This window comes from Senegalia sp. (in: firmicutes) (genome assembly GCF_052088025.1).
GTDB lineage: Bacteria > Bacillota > Clostridia > Tissierellales > SIT17 > Anaeromonas.
The window spans coordinates 19,319-33,248 of the sequence record NZ_JBQCYD010000019.1 but is presented as its reverse complement, the minus strand read 5'-3'; the positions used below and the strand labels follow the sequence as shown (position 1 = coordinate 33,248).

17 protein-coding genes and 1 pseudogene are annotated in these 13,930 nt (G+C 31.1%); 15 read left to right on the top strand and 3 right to left on the bottom strand.

Annotated elements, in window-relative coordinates; all coding sequences use genetic code 11:
- Positions 1-123 precede the first annotated feature (123 nt).
- The 12 genes and pseudogenes from ACTHUW_RS06905 (at position 124) to ACTHUW_RS06850 (ending at position 9,592) form a co-directional block, all read left to right on the top strand.
- Positions 124-996, top strand: a complete 873-nt coding sequence (locus tag ACTHUW_RS06905; protein ID WP_442198100.1) for a uroporphyrinogen decarboxylase family protein — start codon at positions 124-126, stop codon at positions 994-996.
- 12 nt (positions 997-1,008) lie between these two features.
- Positions 1,009-2,084 (top strand): annotated as a pseudogene (locus ACTHUW_RS06900) (uroporphyrinogen decarboxylase family protein).
- Positions 2,085-2,095: 11 nt separating this feature from the next.
- Positions 2,096-2,758, top strand: a complete 663-nt coding sequence (locus ACTHUW_RS06895; RefSeq protein ID WP_442198098.1) for a corrinoid protein — start codon at positions 2,096-2,098, stop codon at positions 2,756-2,758.
- A gap of 14 nt (positions 2,759-2,772) precedes the next feature.
- Entirely contained in the window at positions 2,773-3,798 is a 1,026-nt protein-coding gene (locus ACTHUW_RS06890; protein WP_442198097.1) for a uroporphyrinogen decarboxylase family protein, read from the top strand.
- Positions 3,791-5,578, top strand: a complete 1,788-nt coding sequence (locus ACTHUW_RS06885; RefSeq protein ID WP_442198096.1) for an ASKHA domain-containing protein — start codon at positions 3,791-3,793, stop codon at positions 5,576-5,578. The genes ACTHUW_RS06890 and ACTHUW_RS06885 overlap by 8 nt, the downstream gene beginning before the upstream one ends.
- 22 nt (positions 5,579-5,600) lie before the next feature.
- Positions 5,601-6,425, top strand: a complete 825-nt coding sequence (locus ACTHUW_RS06880; protein ID WP_442198095.1) for a uroporphyrinogen decarboxylase family protein — start codon at positions 5,601-5,603, stop codon at positions 6,423-6,425.
- A gap of 13 nt (positions 6,426-6,438) precedes the next feature.
- Positions 6,439-6,690: a hypothetical protein gene (locus ACTHUW_RS06875; protein ID WP_442199031.1), complete on the top strand. Its 252-nt coding sequence runs from the start codon at positions 6,439-6,441 to the stop codon at positions 6,688-6,690.
- Between the two features lie 43 nt (positions 6,691-6,733).
- Complete coding sequence (locus ACTHUW_RS06870; RefSeq protein WP_442198093.1) at positions 6,734-7,708, top strand: uroporphyrinogen decarboxylase family protein; 975 nt, start codon at positions 6,734-6,736, stop codon at positions 7,706-7,708.
- A gap of 335 nt (positions 7,709-8,043) precedes the next feature.
- Positions 8,044-8,979, top strand: coding sequence for a CobW family GTP-binding protein (locus tag ACTHUW_RS06865; RefSeq protein WP_442198092.1), 936 nt, complete (start codon positions 8,044-8,046; stop codon positions 8,977-8,979).
- Positions 8,980-9,062: 83 nt separating this feature from the next.
- Positions 9,063-9,185: a hypothetical protein gene (locus ACTHUW_RS06860; RefSeq protein ID WP_442198091.1), complete on the top strand. Its 123-nt coding sequence runs from the start codon at positions 9,063-9,065 to the stop codon at positions 9,183-9,185.
- Entirely contained in the window at positions 9,164-9,310 is a 147-nt protein-coding gene (locus ACTHUW_RS06855) for a hypothetical protein (RefSeq protein ID WP_442199033.1), read from the top strand. The genes ACTHUW_RS06860 and ACTHUW_RS06855 overlap by 22 nt, the downstream gene beginning before the upstream one ends.
- Before the next feature lie 78 nt (positions 9,311-9,388).
- Complete coding sequence (locus ACTHUW_RS06850) at positions 9,389-9,592, top strand: dodecin family protein (RefSeq protein WP_442198090.1); 204 nt, start codon at positions 9,389-9,391, stop codon at positions 9,590-9,592.
- 212 nt (positions 9,593-9,804) lie between these two features.
- Here the strand turns inward: ACTHUW_RS06850 and ACTHUW_RS06845 are convergent, their stop codons facing one another.
- From ACTHUW_RS06845 to ACTHUW_RS06835, 3 genes are all read right to left on the bottom strand, one after another.
- Entirely contained in the window at positions 9,805-10,974 is a 1,170-nt protein-coding gene (locus ACTHUW_RS06845) for a transposase (RefSeq protein ID WP_442212865.1), read from the bottom strand.
- 42 nt (positions 10,975-11,016) lie between these two features.
- On the bottom strand, positions 11,017-11,277 hold the full coding sequence (locus ACTHUW_RS06840) for a transposase (protein WP_442199035.1): 261 nt from the start codon (positions 11,275-11,277) through the stop codon (positions 11,017-11,019).
- Between the two features lie 210 nt (positions 11,278-11,487).
- Positions 11,488-11,685: a cold-shock protein gene (locus ACTHUW_RS06835; protein ID WP_442199036.1), complete on the bottom strand. Its 198-nt coding sequence runs from the start codon at positions 11,683-11,685 to the stop codon at positions 11,488-11,490.
- 252 nt (positions 11,686-11,937) lie between these two features.
- On the opposite strand from ACTHUW_RS06835, the gene ACTHUW_RS06830 reads away from it, so the two are divergent.
- The 3 genes from ACTHUW_RS06830 (at position 11,938) to ACTHUW_RS06820 (ending at position 13,848) form a co-directional block, all read left to right on the top strand.
- Positions 11,938-12,618, top strand: coding sequence for a DNA/RNA non-specific endonuclease (locus ACTHUW_RS06830; RefSeq protein WP_442199037.1), 681 nt, complete (start codon positions 11,938-11,940; stop codon positions 12,616-12,618).
- Between the two features lie 19 nt (positions 12,619-12,637).
- Positions 12,638-13,147 carry a TDE2712 family protein gene (locus tag ACTHUW_RS06825; RefSeq protein ID WP_442199038.1) on the top strand — a complete coding sequence of 170 codons (510 nt, stop codon included), beginning with the start codon at positions 12,638-12,640 and terminating at the stop codon, positions 13,145-13,147.
- 197 nt (positions 13,148-13,344) lie between these two features.
- Positions 13,345-13,848 (top strand): 4Fe-4S binding protein, encoded by a 504-nt coding sequence (locus ACTHUW_RS06820; protein WP_442199039.1) that lies wholly within the window; start codon positions 13,345-13,347, stop codon positions 13,846-13,848.
- The last annotated feature ends 82 nt before the right edge of the window (positions 13,849-13,930 follow it).

Here is a 13,930-nt window from a genome sequence, read left to right as displayed (position 1 = left end):
TTTATACGTTTGCAAATGAAATGCTAAAGATGCAATATATCTGGCATTTTAAAATATTTTTATATTAAGTAATAACTTGTTATAATTATTTATCTAAACTTTAACAACGTTAGGAGGGCTAAAATGTATCAATTTGTAGATTATAAATGCAAACCAGGAGCTGATTTAGGTGGCTTAGAAAATGAAGTAGTAAAGATGGTAAATCTGGATTTCCCTGAGGGATACACTACGTCCCATGGATTGTTTAAAATATCTAAAGCTAGTAAGGAATATAAAGAAATGACAATGTGTTTATTACCTTTTTGTCATACAGTGGAAGCAGAAAATTATGGTGGAGATATAAATCTTGGCACAGCAAAAATCGGACCAAGATGTAAAGGATATGTATATGAAAATATTCAAGACCTATTAAGTCTTCCTGATTTAGACTTCAAAAAAGGTAGATTAAAAGAAGTAATTAAAGCAATAAAGAATCTAAAATCAGCTGGAGAAAATGTAGTTGTAAATATAACTGGACCGATCACAATTTTAAATAACCTAATAGATCCAAGTAAGATTTTTAAAACTTGGAGGAAGGATCCTGATGTCATTACAACCGTTATTGAAAAATTAAGGGTGCAAATTCTTCTGTATATGGAAAAAGCAATAGAATCAGGAGCAGATGTTTTAGCTTTTGAAGACCCTGTTGGAGCATTAAATATTCTTGGTCCAAATTATTTTGAAATGCAGGGTAGAAATTTTTCTTATCCTTTTGTGATTGATGCCATTAAAATGATTGGCAATAGAGCTGTATTACATATATGTCCTAAAACTACACTCCAATTAATATCTTTGGAGTTTGCCTACTGGGATGAAATTCAGATTGATGAAGTTATGACTTATGAAGAAGCATATATAAAGTTAAAAGATAAGATATCAGCAACTGGGAATATCTGTATTCACAATAGAGATATTCCATTAAAAAATAAGAAACTCAAAATTCTAAAGTTAAATTAGGAGGTTAAACACATGCATAAGGAGGATCAAATGACGCCAAATGAAAGGTTACAGGCTTTTATGACTGGGGAAGAAATGGATAGGATATTAGCCATGCCTATACTAGTATCTGTAGCCCATAGAGTATATGGAATCACTCATAAAAAAAGAGGAATTCTGCACTCTATCAAGCAGAAGCACAAATTGCATGTTATGAAAGATTTGGCAATGATATGATGATTATAGAATATGGGTTACATGGATTGGGTACTGCACTTGGCACTGAAATGACGGATCCGGAGGATAGTGTACCAGCCATTAGTAATCACATACTTAAAGATTTGTCTGATATAAATTCATTAGATTTTTCTAAGGCAAGTAAAGAAAATGATCCATGGCTTAAATCCAACTTAGAAGCTGTTAATATTTGTATAGATAGAATTGGTAATGAAGTTCCAACTGGTGTCCTAATATCTGGTCCATTTACTGCAGCTGCTAGTATATATCCAGTAGAATTAATCTTGAGGGCCACTAAGAAAAACCCTGAAGGGGTACATAAACTCTTAAAATTATGTACGGACAAATTGAAAGAAATATACACAGAATTTATTAAAACAGGTGCTATAATCATCCAATGTGATCCAATTGCATCTGGAACTCTACTTCGACAAAAGCAATATCAGGAATTTGTGAAGCCTTATGCTACAGAATTAAATGAAGCTATTCAAGAGGCAGGAGGTATAAATACTTACCATATTTGTGGAAATAGTACAAAAATAACAGTAGATATGGTAGATACTGGATGCAATATGCTGAGTGTAGACAATATTGTGGATTTGGAAGAAGTGAAGAATACTGTAGGACATAGGGTGCCTATACTTGGGAATATTGACCCCGTAGGAGTATTGCTTCATGGAAATAGAGAAAAAATACATCGAGCAGTAAAGATAGCAATTAAAAAGACCTATGATAGCCCAAAGGGGTATATCCTGGCATCAGGTTGTGATATGACACAGAATGTTCCACTAGAAAACATAGAATATTTAATGGAAGCTGCTAGAAAATATGGCAAGTATCCATTAGATAAAAACTTACTAGAAATTAAATAGGAGGTATTAAAATGGCAAGAATAAAAGAAGAATTGTTAAAATTATTATCAGATTATGTATATGAAATGGAAGATGAAGAAATAGGAGAAATTGCAGAGGAATATATAGAGGCAGGCTATGATCCTCTTCAAGGTATTTTAGAAGGACTAGTAGATGGTATGAATAGAGCTGGGAAAATGTATGAAGAGGAAGAATACTTCGTAACTGACTTATTAATCTGCTCAGATGCTATGTACAATGGATTGGAAATTTTGAGACCCCATTTACCTAAAAAATCAGCTAACAGTGAAAAGGTTAATAAATGTGTTATAGGTGTTGTAGAAGGAGATACTCATGATATAGGAAAAAACCTTGTTAGAATAATGCTAGAAACAGCTGGTTTTGAAATGTATGATTTAGGACGAGATGTACCTCTTAGAAATTTCATAGATAAAGCTAAGGAAGTAGATGCAGATATTATTTGTCTTTCTACACTGATGACAACTACTATGCCTGGCATGAAAGATGTAGTAGATATGTTAAAGGAAGAGAATCTTAGCACGAAGGTAAATGTAATGATGGGAGGAGGGCCTATATCTCAAATATATTGTGATAAAATAGGTGCCGACGGGTATTCAGCGAATGCTATAGGTGCAGTAAAGCTAGCAAAGACCCTAGTAGAACTGTCAGTTTAGAGGAGGTATTAACATTGAATACTAGAGAAAGATTGTTAGGGGCATTAAAGGGCATCCAATTAGATAGGGTACCTTGTATATGTCCTGGTGGAATGATGAATATGATTGTTACTGAATTGATGCACAAGACTAATGTTATGTGGCCTGATGCTCACACTGATGCAAATAAAATGAGTAAATTAGCAGCAGCGGTACATGAATATGGTATGTTTGAAAACTATGGGGTACCATTTTGCATGACTATAGAAGCTGAGGGCATGGGTGCAGAAGTAAACTTAGGAAATACTAAGTTTGAGCCTCGTATTGTAAGCTATATATTGGAGACTGTATCTGATTATAATAAATTAAAAAAACTTGATGTAAAAGCAGGTAGAGCTAAGGTGAGCACAGATGTAATAGTAAGATTAAAGTTTAGTAATGAAGGAGTGCCTATAATAAGTAATCTTTCAGGTCCAATTAGCGTAGCTTCTTCTCTTATGGAGCCTGTTGTATTTTATAAGGAGCTTAGAAGAAAAAATGAAGATGCTCATAAACTTATGGACTATGTCACAAATCAGATTTTAGCTTTTGGAAAAGCACAAATAGAAGCAGGAGCTGATGTTATCACTATATCTGATCCAAGCGGTACAGGGGAAATATTAGGACCAAAATATTTTGATGAATATGCAGTAAAGTATATAAATAAATTGATATACGGGTTACGTGAAGTAAATAAAGAAATACCTATAATAGTTCATATATGTGGACAGATGCATAGAGTTTACCACGAACTAAATAAGATTGAGGCAGATGCTCTTAGCTTTGACGCCCTAGTAAATATTAAAGAAGTAAAGGAACAAATACCAGATAGAATCATAATGGGCAATTTAAGCACGTATGCATTGGAATTTTCCAATAAAGAAAAAATAAGAACAATGACTAAAGGTGTCCTAAATAGTGGTGTAAATATAATATCACCTGCCTGTGGCTTAGGTACTCAATCATCCCTTGAAAATATCCAAGCAATGTTGGCCACTGTAAAGGAAGAAACTCATGATTAATATCAATATACCTAGAAAGAACAAAACAATAACTACTGAAACTGGAGATAAGCTCCTAAAAATATTAATAGATAATGGTGAATTTGTAGAAGGACCATGTGGAGGAAGAGGAAGCTGTGGTAGGTGTAAGATAAAACATATTTCAGGCTATTTGCCCTTAATTACAGAAGATGAGAAAAGATTTCTTTCTGAGAAAGAAATAAATAACGGAATTAGACTTGCATGCCATATAAGTCCTACATCAGATATCCAAATCGACATAATTAATCAGGAAAAAAATCATAAGGTTCTTACAGGTGGTTTCATACCAGAGTTTAATATAAACCCATCTATATGGAAAAAAACTATTAGTATAGATAAACCGACACTTGGAGTCTCAACTACCTATGAAGATATATTTACAAAAACATTGGATTTAGAAGAATTGGATTTTAATGTGCTCAAAAGCATAAAAATGCGATCAGGTCAATTCACAACAGTTTATGATGAGGACAAGCTCATAGATTTAGAATATGGCAATACTACTGATGAAATATATGGTGTAGCAGTAGATATAGGAACGACTACTGTAGTAGTTTCAGTAATAAATCTAAATACTGGTGAGGAAATTGACAGTGAAGCAGAAATAAATTCACAGAAAAACTTCGGTCAAGATGTATTGACTAGGATTACTTATGTAGTAGAAAACGGAGAACAAGGAACTCTAGAATTACAGAAATCAATAGTAGACTCATTAAATAAAATGTTGAATAGAATTTGTGAAAGACAAAATCTAAGTAAAGACAGAATATATGAAATGGCTATAGCTGCAAATAGTACTATGATACATATGTTATTAGGAATAGAATCCATATCCTTAGGAAAATCCCCTTATGCCCAAATATTTTCTAATGCCAAGAATATAAGGGCTCGAGAAATAGGTTTAGATTCTATTTCATCATTTGCGAGAATTAATACACTGCCATCCGTATCCTCATATATAGGTGCAGATATCGTAGCGGGTGCTTTTGTAGCAGGTTTGCACAAGACTGATAAAAGGGTATTGTTCATAGATATTGGGACAAATGGAGAGATTGTACTTTCTGATAGGGGGAAGCTAGCTGCCTGTTCATGTGCAGCTGGACCTGCATTAGAAGGCATGAATATTAGCTCAGGTATGAGAGCTTCAGATGGTGCTATTGAAGAAATGAAAATTAGTGAAAATGAAATCACTCTTGAAGTTATTGGAAACACAAAGCCGATAGGTCTTTGTGGCAGTGGTATTTTGGCAGCAGTAAGGGAAATGCTAGCCTGTGGTTTAGTAAATGAAAGAGGAAATATAGTTAAGCCTGACTCGTTGGAATCAGATGATTTCAGACAGAAGTATTTAATTGTAGAGAATAAAAAAAGGTCTATAAAAATTAATAAAGATATTAGAATTACTCAAGGGGATATAAGGCAAGTACAATTAGCTAAGAGTGCAATATTATCAGGATTTGTAGCATTAGTCAAGTATGTAGGACTTGAACTATCAGATTTAGATGAAGTAATAGTTGCAGGTCAATTTGGTGCACATTTACCCGTAGAAAGTCTTGTTGGTACAGGTATATTACCTAAAGATGTAGAGAAAAAAATACGATATATTGGGAACTCTTCTAAAACGGGAGCTTACTTATATTTAATGTCCTTAGATTCTAGAAAAGAAATGGACTCTTTGTCTAGACAAATTGATTATATGGAATTAAGTGTATCCAAAGGTTATGAGAAATTATTCGTAAAATCTTCTAGATTTAAAGTTTAGAGAATTCAGGTAGGGAAAGTTTATGAAAAAATATAATATTTATAAATGTAGTTTACAGCATATGTCTACCGAACTTCCTATGGCTATAGAAAAGTACAATATAGACTATAATATAGCTAATAGAAATGGTGTGAAAATGGGTGTGCTGGCAGAGAAGATATATTTTGAATCTAAATCTAAATCGGCTAATATTCCATTTTGTCATACTATGGAGGGTCAAGCTTTCGGGTCAAAGGTTGAATTGGATTATATTAATGGCAATAGGATTGTAGAGTTTCCCATAGAAAAATTAGTCGACATAGATAAAATGTCTGTTGGTGATTTACAAAATGATACGATTAATGTAGTCTTTGAAGCAATAGAATACTTAAAAAACAAGAGTATTCCAGTGACTGTGAATGTAGTAGGTCCAGTCACTCTAGCTACATCTATTTTACCTATAGAAGAAGTTTATAAGGGGATGGCAAAGTCAACAAATGATACAAAAAATCTATTTCAATTAATAGAAGACTTCTTGGTAGAATATATAAATAAGATAATAGATTTAGATGTAGATTTATTATCTTATGCAGACCCTACAGGTACTTTAGATATACTAGGTGCTAAGCTTTACAAGAAGGTTGCTGGGCCATCCTTTTTAAGAGTTTTAGAAAGAATAAATTTTAAGAGTGATATGAAGATTCACATTTGCCCAAAAACATCTACTTCATTATTGGCAGTAGATTTGATTGAAGAGGACGAAAATGGACGTTTTTTTGGTGGAAGCTGTATATCAAGTGATAGGAGTATTAGTGGAAGTAGGTATAGTGTGAAGTGGAAAGAAGATATTAAATGTTCATTCCATTAGAGTGGATCCATTCTTGTTCCCAGGACTTAGTAAAATATTGCCAGGCTGTGCTATAGCACTTAAATTTTCTTTTGTTATGCTAAGAGTTGCTGAGATGTTTGGTGCTACTTCTGGAATGGGCTATTTTGTACAGTATTACTCTGATTTTGCTAGATTTGATCTAGTAATTGTTGGATTTATATTTATAGCTATAGTTTTAGTTAATATAATGAATGTTTTTGATTTAATGAACCGTAAAGTACTTCATTGGACAATAAATGATTAATTATTAATTCTAAGAAAAAATAAGATTATGGGAGGCTACAGACATGTTGAAAACTGATCAAATGACCCCTGCTGAACGAGTAAATGCGATTAGCAAAGGCTTAGAAGTAGATAGATTACCTTGCAATCCTAACATTGCGAATGGTACTGCTAGAATTTATGGGTGTAAGGTTTCTGATTTCAATCACAATCCAAAGATAATTTCCGAAGCACAATTTGCTACATATAAAAAATTTGGTAGTGACAGTTTAAGAATTTTTACAGATTTATTTACTTGGGCAGAAGCAATGGGAGCAAGTGTAAAAAAACCACTCGATGATACTGTTGATTTGGAAAGTCCTGCAGTTTTTAAAATACAAGATATAGATACATTAACGCCTGCAAATCCATATAAAGATGGACGATTACCAATTCACTTAGAGGCAATGAAATATTTAAAGGAACTAGCTAAGGATGAAATTAATTGTTCTGCAGGAGTAGTTGGCCCTTTTACTAATGCATTTTTTCTATTTGGTGTAAACGAGACATTAAAATTTGTTCATAAAAATCCAGAAGCTATACACAAACTATGTAAAGTTTCACTTGAAACTTGCAAAGCTTATGTAAAGGCATCGATGGATATTGGTCTAGCTCCAACGATCTCAGAACCAATGTCGTCCTGTACAGTTATTAGCCCTAAGCAATTTAGAGAATTATCATTGCCTTACTTAAAGGAATTAATTGAATATATAAAACAAAATGGTCATAACCCTGTAGTTCATATCTGTGGACAAACAAATAAGATATGGAAGGATGTAGCGGATATAGGTATTGGTGGAATGAGTATAGACAATATTGCAAACTTAGAAGATTGTAAAAAAACAATTGGGCATAAGACAAAAATAATGGGTAATGTAGACCCCGGTGGAATAATGTATTCTGGAACACCAAATGATGTTAAAGTCAGTACTCTAAAAGGAATTTTAGAGGGATATGACTCTCCTAAAGGATATGTATGTCAGGATGTAGCTTACCAATAGATACTCCAATTGAGAACATAGAAGCGATGATGGATATAGTACGAGAAGTTGGTTATCCAGTCGACCCAGATAAAATAATTTACTTGATAAACTATTATAGTAAATGATTTTATTCAACTCAATTTAAAATAATGGATGAGTTCAGCAAAAAAATGAGGTATAGAAATTTGCGAAAATCTTTATAGTAATGAGGAGAAAGGGTTTTGCTATAGTCTACACGACCAGCTTGGTTGGTGTGACAATACGGACAGAAGTTTATAAGGAAATGTTAAAGTCCACAGAGGATATAAATTTGATAGATTTACTGAGAATATAAAATAGAAAGGTGATATATATTGACTACAAAAATTGATATAATCTCTGGCTTTCTTGGTGCGGGGAAAACTACTATGATAAACAAACTACTGGAAGAAGATGCCTTAGGGGAAGGCATTGCTATTATTGAAAATGAATATGGGGATATTAATATAGATTCAAAAAGAATTGGACAATCTGAAATAGAGATAAAATCTATTACATCAGGATGTATTTGCTGTTCTTTGCAAGGTGAGTTTCAGACAGCAATGAAGGAGCTCATAGATGGATTTAAACCTAATAGAATAATAATTGAACCTACAGGCATTGGTAAATTATCTGACATTATAAGCCTTGTAAATAAGCTTAAGAATGAAAGAGATGTAATTTTAAATATGGCAATAGCCATTGTAGATGCTGTAGATTTTGAGGATTTTATTGATGTTTTTGGGGAATTCTTTAAAGATCAAATTCAATACGCTACTACGGTTGCATTGAGCAAGACTCAATTAGTAAAAGAAAAAAAGGTTGATGAAATAATAAATTGTATTAGAAATCTTAATCCTAAGGGCAATATTATAGCAACATCTTGGGACAAATTATCTTCTCAAAATATTTTAGAATTAGCAGAGCAAAACAAAAGTCAAAGAGATGACTATTTAGAGAATAACCATCATCACCACACCGATCATCAAAATGATGAATTTCAGTATTGGACTATGGAAACTGCAAAGAAATATGATAACAATAGACTTAAAGAAATTCTAAATAGATTGAAAGAAAATAAATATGGAAAGATACTTCGGGCTAAGGGAGTATTGTCAGATGAAGAATCTAATTGGATGGACTTTGACTTCCTACCAAATAATATAGAGGTTAAATATATTAAGCCTCAAGCAATTGGGAAAATTGTTTTAATAGGAAAAGAACTAAATAAAGAAAATATAGATAAGCTATTTTGTACAAAACTTAGGTAATCAAGTATTAGATAGGTTACACTTAATTATACAATAAAAACTCGGACATGATATAATAAATAAAGGTAAATTGGATGTCTATCATGTCTAAAAGATATAATTATGAGTTTAAAAAGCAAATAGTAACTTTGGTTAATAATGGTAAAAGGCCTAATGAAATAGTAAAAGAATATAAGGAATTTTTATGGAAGAATTACAATCATTGATGAATAAAGAGAATATACAGTTAGAAAGCTTTGATATCCCTGAGAAATATAAGGAAGGTTACGGACAGGAAACGCTATATCAATTTAATGAATTTATTGAAAGCATAATGTTAGATAGGGATTAATATATCTCAATTGTTTACTCATCTATATTAAGGGTAAAAAATTATTAGATGAGAAATAATTGAGAAAGGGTGATGAAAATGGCTGTTATAAAAGTTGTAGAAATATTAGCAGATTCAGGAGAAAGTTGGGAGGATGCTACACAAGTTGCAGTTAGAGAAGCTTCAAAGACAATTGATCATATTCAAAGTGTTTTTGTTGAAAACTTTCAAGCTGTTGTAGAGGATAATAATATTGTAAAATATCGTGTTAATGTTAAGGTTTCCTTTATAGTTAAAGACTAAATAATATAAAAATTAAATTTGGACATCAAAAAAGGGGCTGTTTCATAACTAATTTAATTAGTTATGAAACGCCCTTTTTATATGTTCTAGTAAATAAGCATACTTCATCACTCTTAACAAAACTAAATATATTTTCATTAATATAATTTTAGACATGACAAATAGAACTTAAGTTTTTATAAGTTTTATTCAAATTAAATTATATATTATAGCTATATTGCTTCCTTATATCTAGTAAGGCCTACTTTATTAGATCTCACTTTATTGCTTAATTTCTTTATATTTATTGCAATAGATAAAAGCTTCATCTCTGCAACAATCTTATCCATAGATTTATGCCTAAATCTCGAATAATTCATTCCAGTTTTTATATACGAAAATATGCCTTCGGCTTGGATTGAACGATTCATTCTTTCAATAATTCCTTCCTTTGTAGTTATATTTTTTTCTGATTCTTTTCTTAAACTTTCAAATCTCTCTGAAATATAGATTCTTTTTAAACCAGTCTTATTGCTGTATTTAATACAATCATTAGAATATGAGCAATTTAAGCAATCTTTACATAGATAAACTTTTGATTCACTTTTAAATCCATATTTATTTTTTCTATATACAATTTTTTCAAATTCAAGTTTTTTATTATTATAGCAAAGATAGTAATCGTCAGATTCATGGTAAGTCATGTTTTCTCTTCTTGAAATATCTTTTTTATATTTACTTTTCTTTTTGATTTCATAATTTGAAGGTTTTATGAAAGCTTCTATTTGTTTTTCTTTTAAGTAAAGATAGTTTTCTTCACTTTCATAACCTGAATCTGCTACAACTCTATCTATTTTCATATCATACTTTCTCAATATATTATCCATAAAAGAAGGTAGTGTCCTCATATCTTCTGGGTTACTAAATCCTTCTATACCTACAACATAGTCACCATTTGTAGCACATTGAATATTGTAGGCAGGTTTTAATTGTCTATTTTTCATATGATCATCTTTTAATCTCATAAAAGTAGCATCGTTATCTGTTTTAGAATAACTGTTTCTTTCACCCATTATATCCAAATGTCTTTCATAAATTTCTAGCTTATCAAGCCATTCTTCAAAAAGTTCATATTTTCTTTGTTCCTCAGTTTTTCTTTTACCTTGACCATAAGCAAAAACTACATTTTGTGATTTGCAAATATTTCTTATATCATTAAAATTGGTTAGAACAATCTTTTTTAAATCTTCACTAGATAGTTCTTCTTCAATATCAAAGTATTTAGTTATCTTATCTAAAAGTCTTTCTTGATATTTTAGAATAGATTTTTTCCAAACAAAAGTATATCTATTAGCATTTGCTTCTATTTTTGTTCCATCAATGTATATGCTCTTTAAATCCACCTCTCCTTGTTCAATTAATAGTTCTACTAATTGAGTTAATATCTAATCTATGAAAGGGTAAATCAAATTTCTAAATCTATTGATAGTTACATAAGCTGGCGCTTTTTTATTATCTAAAAGCCATCTAAATCGAAGATCATATTTACAAGCATCTTCGATGTCTCTAGCTGAATATTTCCTATTTAAATATGCAAAAACTAATACTTTCAACATAGTTCTGGGTTCTACAATTGGCTTTCTACCCATATTAGAGTAGGCACTATTTAAAAAATCTAAATTCATCTCCTCAACAATATTGTGCACCAAGAAAACCTCATCATCCATCTCAAAATTATTAGTCAAATCAAAACTAAAAGATAGTTGCATTTTTTTGATTTTTGATTTAAAATTAACTTTAGTATGGTTTTTCATGGTAGATTAATTATACTAAAAAACAGGTCTTAGAGCTAGCGCTCTTTGACCTGTTTTTCTCTTATGGGCTTTTTATTTTGAAACAGCCCCTTTAAATTTCAATTATTTAGCAACTATATTTTCTGCTTGAAGTCCTTTTTGTCCTTCAACAACGTCAAATTCAACTTCTTGACCTTCTTCTAAAGATTTGAAACCGTCTTTTTGAATTTGTGAGAAATGAGCGAAAACATCCTTTCCGTCCTCTCCTGTAATAAATCCAAATCCTTTTTCTGCGTTAAACCATTTTACTGTACCATTCATAATGTGTACCTCCTAAATTTTATTTCTTAAATTGATTTTAATAATGTACCAATAAAATCTAGATGATACTATTTGAAGTAGCATGTGTAGAAATATATTGTGTTACTATTTACTCTTAATTTAAGTTCTAATACATCATACCATGGATAAAAAATTATAGCAAGCTTTTTATTAAAAATATTTATTTTATTTTTTAAAAGCCTATACTTATAGTATAATATATATAAGAATATAGAAGTGTAGGTGAGTTAAATGAAAAAGAATAAAAAAGTTATTATTCCTATTTTAATCCTAATTGTTGTGATGTTTTTTTATGATGGAGATGATTTAGGTGGTAGTGAAGTTGTATTTAATGAAGAATTATTTCAGGATCATACTTTGATAGAGGTAGATGGAGGAAATCAATCAGGACATAGGGAGGCGAATGTTGTAGTGGATATTGGTTTTGGTGATAGGGAGTACTATGCCTTTACCAATGACTATGGGCAATTAGTAAAAGTAGTAGCTGAAGAAATCATATTACAAGATGATAGGAAGGAGCCTGTTCTTGCATCTGGCAGATACTATCCTGATGAAGCTAAGGTTCCTGGCGTAGAAAGTAAGACTCTAGATGAGGGACACGTGATTGCTGATTCTTTAGGTGGAGTATCAAATGCTTACAATATTACACCTCAAAATAGTACATTAAATAGACATGGTGATCAGGCTTATATGGAAAAGGCAATTAGAGATGCTGGTGGGGCTAGAGATTTTACTGCTATAATGACCTATGAAGATACAAAGACACAGATTCCAGAGCATTATAGTATTAGCTATAATTTAAATGGAAAAATGATTAAAGATGATTTTCCCAATATTAATCCTGATGATGTGAATGAAAAATTGGGAATTTATGATATTATAGAAGATATAATAGATATTATTATAGAATAATTATAAGGGAGTGTTTTATTTGGCAAAAATAGCAATTAAAAATCATATATTAGAGATGATGCTTTATATGTGGGATTCAATAGCACAAAGAGAAAAGATTGGTGAAATATTTATACTTAAATTAGCAGATGAAGAGGACATGCAATATCTTTATGGGGAGGACTTTGATAAGGAATCAGTAAGGAAGGTATTATCAGCTATATCAAATAAAGAATTCTTAAACAATCAAACTAAAAAAGAAAGTAGGTTTTGGAGTAAAAACATGTGGATGATAGAGGATATGGATTTCACAAATAGTATGGTAGCTCCAGTAAAAACATTAAACTTAGATGATGTAAAAGATAAGTTAAAGGAATATGAATATGAAGTGATATTTATTCCAGGTCATATGGATGATTATTATATTGATGGTAATAAATTAATAATCAACTTCTTTAAAATTATGGTAAATCCATATAATGATGAACCGGCGAAAATAAATGATAAACCGCTTAAGGAATATATTGAGGAAAAATTATTAACTATGTAGGAAAAAATCACCTAGTAAATCATTTTTGATTTACTAGGTGATTTTCTATAAGCTATCTATTAGTTTTTCTGTACTTAATATGTTTTTTGGTATACCTGCTCTTATTTGCTTGTAAGTGTAACACTTGACATCCACATTCATATATTGTAATATACGAATATAGCGATATAACAATATAATGATATGGGAGAATTGAAATGAAGAAGAAAAGAAAATCACATATGAAGTGGTCATGGGTAATAATAGTTAGTTTTTTTGTGCTTTCTATAATAGACTTTAGATTTGGTATATTTGGATTTGTGTGTATGACAGCACCAATATATCATGCATTAAGAGGTAGGGGAAAGGTTCATTGTTCTCATTATTGTCCAAGGGGATCATTCCTTGGGAAATTCTTGCAAAATATAAGTATGGGTAATACTATGCCTAAATGGATGAAAACTAAAGGTGCTAAAAATACATTGCTAGGAATAATGATAACATTACTTACTGTATCTCTAATACATTCTGGGGGAGATTTCAATAAAATAGCCTTTTCTTTATTTAGATTTATGGGAGTTTCATTTATAGTAGGAATTATGATGGGAGTTATATTTAAACCAAGAAGCTGGTGTCAAGTCTGCCCTATGGGATATAGTACTGGACTTATAAAAAAATCTAAGGATAAAAGGATGATTAATGAAGGAAAAATGGTAAGTTAGGAAAATATAGTGGTTATAAGTGTAGAAATATATAAAAATGGGTATATGTATTAGTAGAAATTTTTATAAAACTTAAGAGGAG

Excerpts from the sequence above, each read along its gene's own strand:
- ACTHUW_RS06905 (WP_442198100.1), top strand. The coding sequence starts at position 124 with ATGTATCAATTTGTAGATTATAAATGCAAACCAGGAGCTGATTTAGGT.
- ACTHUW_RS06895 (WP_442198098.1), top strand. The coding sequence starts at position 2,096 with ATGGCAAGAATAAAAGAAGAATTGTTAAAATTATTATCAGATTATGTA.
- ACTHUW_RS06885 (WP_442198096.1), top strand. The coding sequence starts at position 3,791 with ATGATTAATATCAATATACCTAGAAAGAACAAAACAATAACTACTGAA.
- ACTHUW_RS06880 (WP_442198095.1), top strand. The coding sequence starts at position 5,601 with ATGAAAAAATATAATATTTATAAATGTAGTTTACAGCATATGTCTACC.
- ACTHUW_RS06870 (WP_442198093.1), top strand. The coding sequence starts at position 6,734 with ATGTTGAAAACTGATCAAATGACCCCTGCTGAACGAGTAAATGCGATT.
- ACTHUW_RS06860 (WP_442198091.1), top strand. The coding sequence starts at position 9,063 with ATGTCTAAAAGATATAATTATGAGTTTAAAAAGCAAATAGTAACTTTG.
- ACTHUW_RS06855 (WP_442199033.1), top strand. The coding sequence starts at position 9,164 with ATGGAAGAATTACAATCATTGATGAATAAAGAGAATATACAGTTAGAA.
- ACTHUW_RS06850 (WP_442198090.1), top strand. The coding sequence starts at position 9,389 with ATGGCTGTTATAAAAGTTGTAGAAATATTAGCAGATTCAGGAGAAAGT.
- ACTHUW_RS06835 (WP_442199036.1), bottom strand. The coding sequence starts at position 11,685 with ATGAATGGTACAGTAAAATGGTTTAACGCAGAAAAAGGATTTGGATTT.
- ACTHUW_RS06830 (WP_442199037.1), top strand. The coding sequence starts at position 11,938 with ATGAAAAAGAATAAAAAAGTTATTATTCCTATTTTAATCCTAATTGTT.
- ACTHUW_RS06820 (WP_442199039.1), top strand. The coding sequence starts at position 13,345 with ATGAAGAAGAAAAGAAAATCACATATGAAGTGGTCATGGGTAATAATA.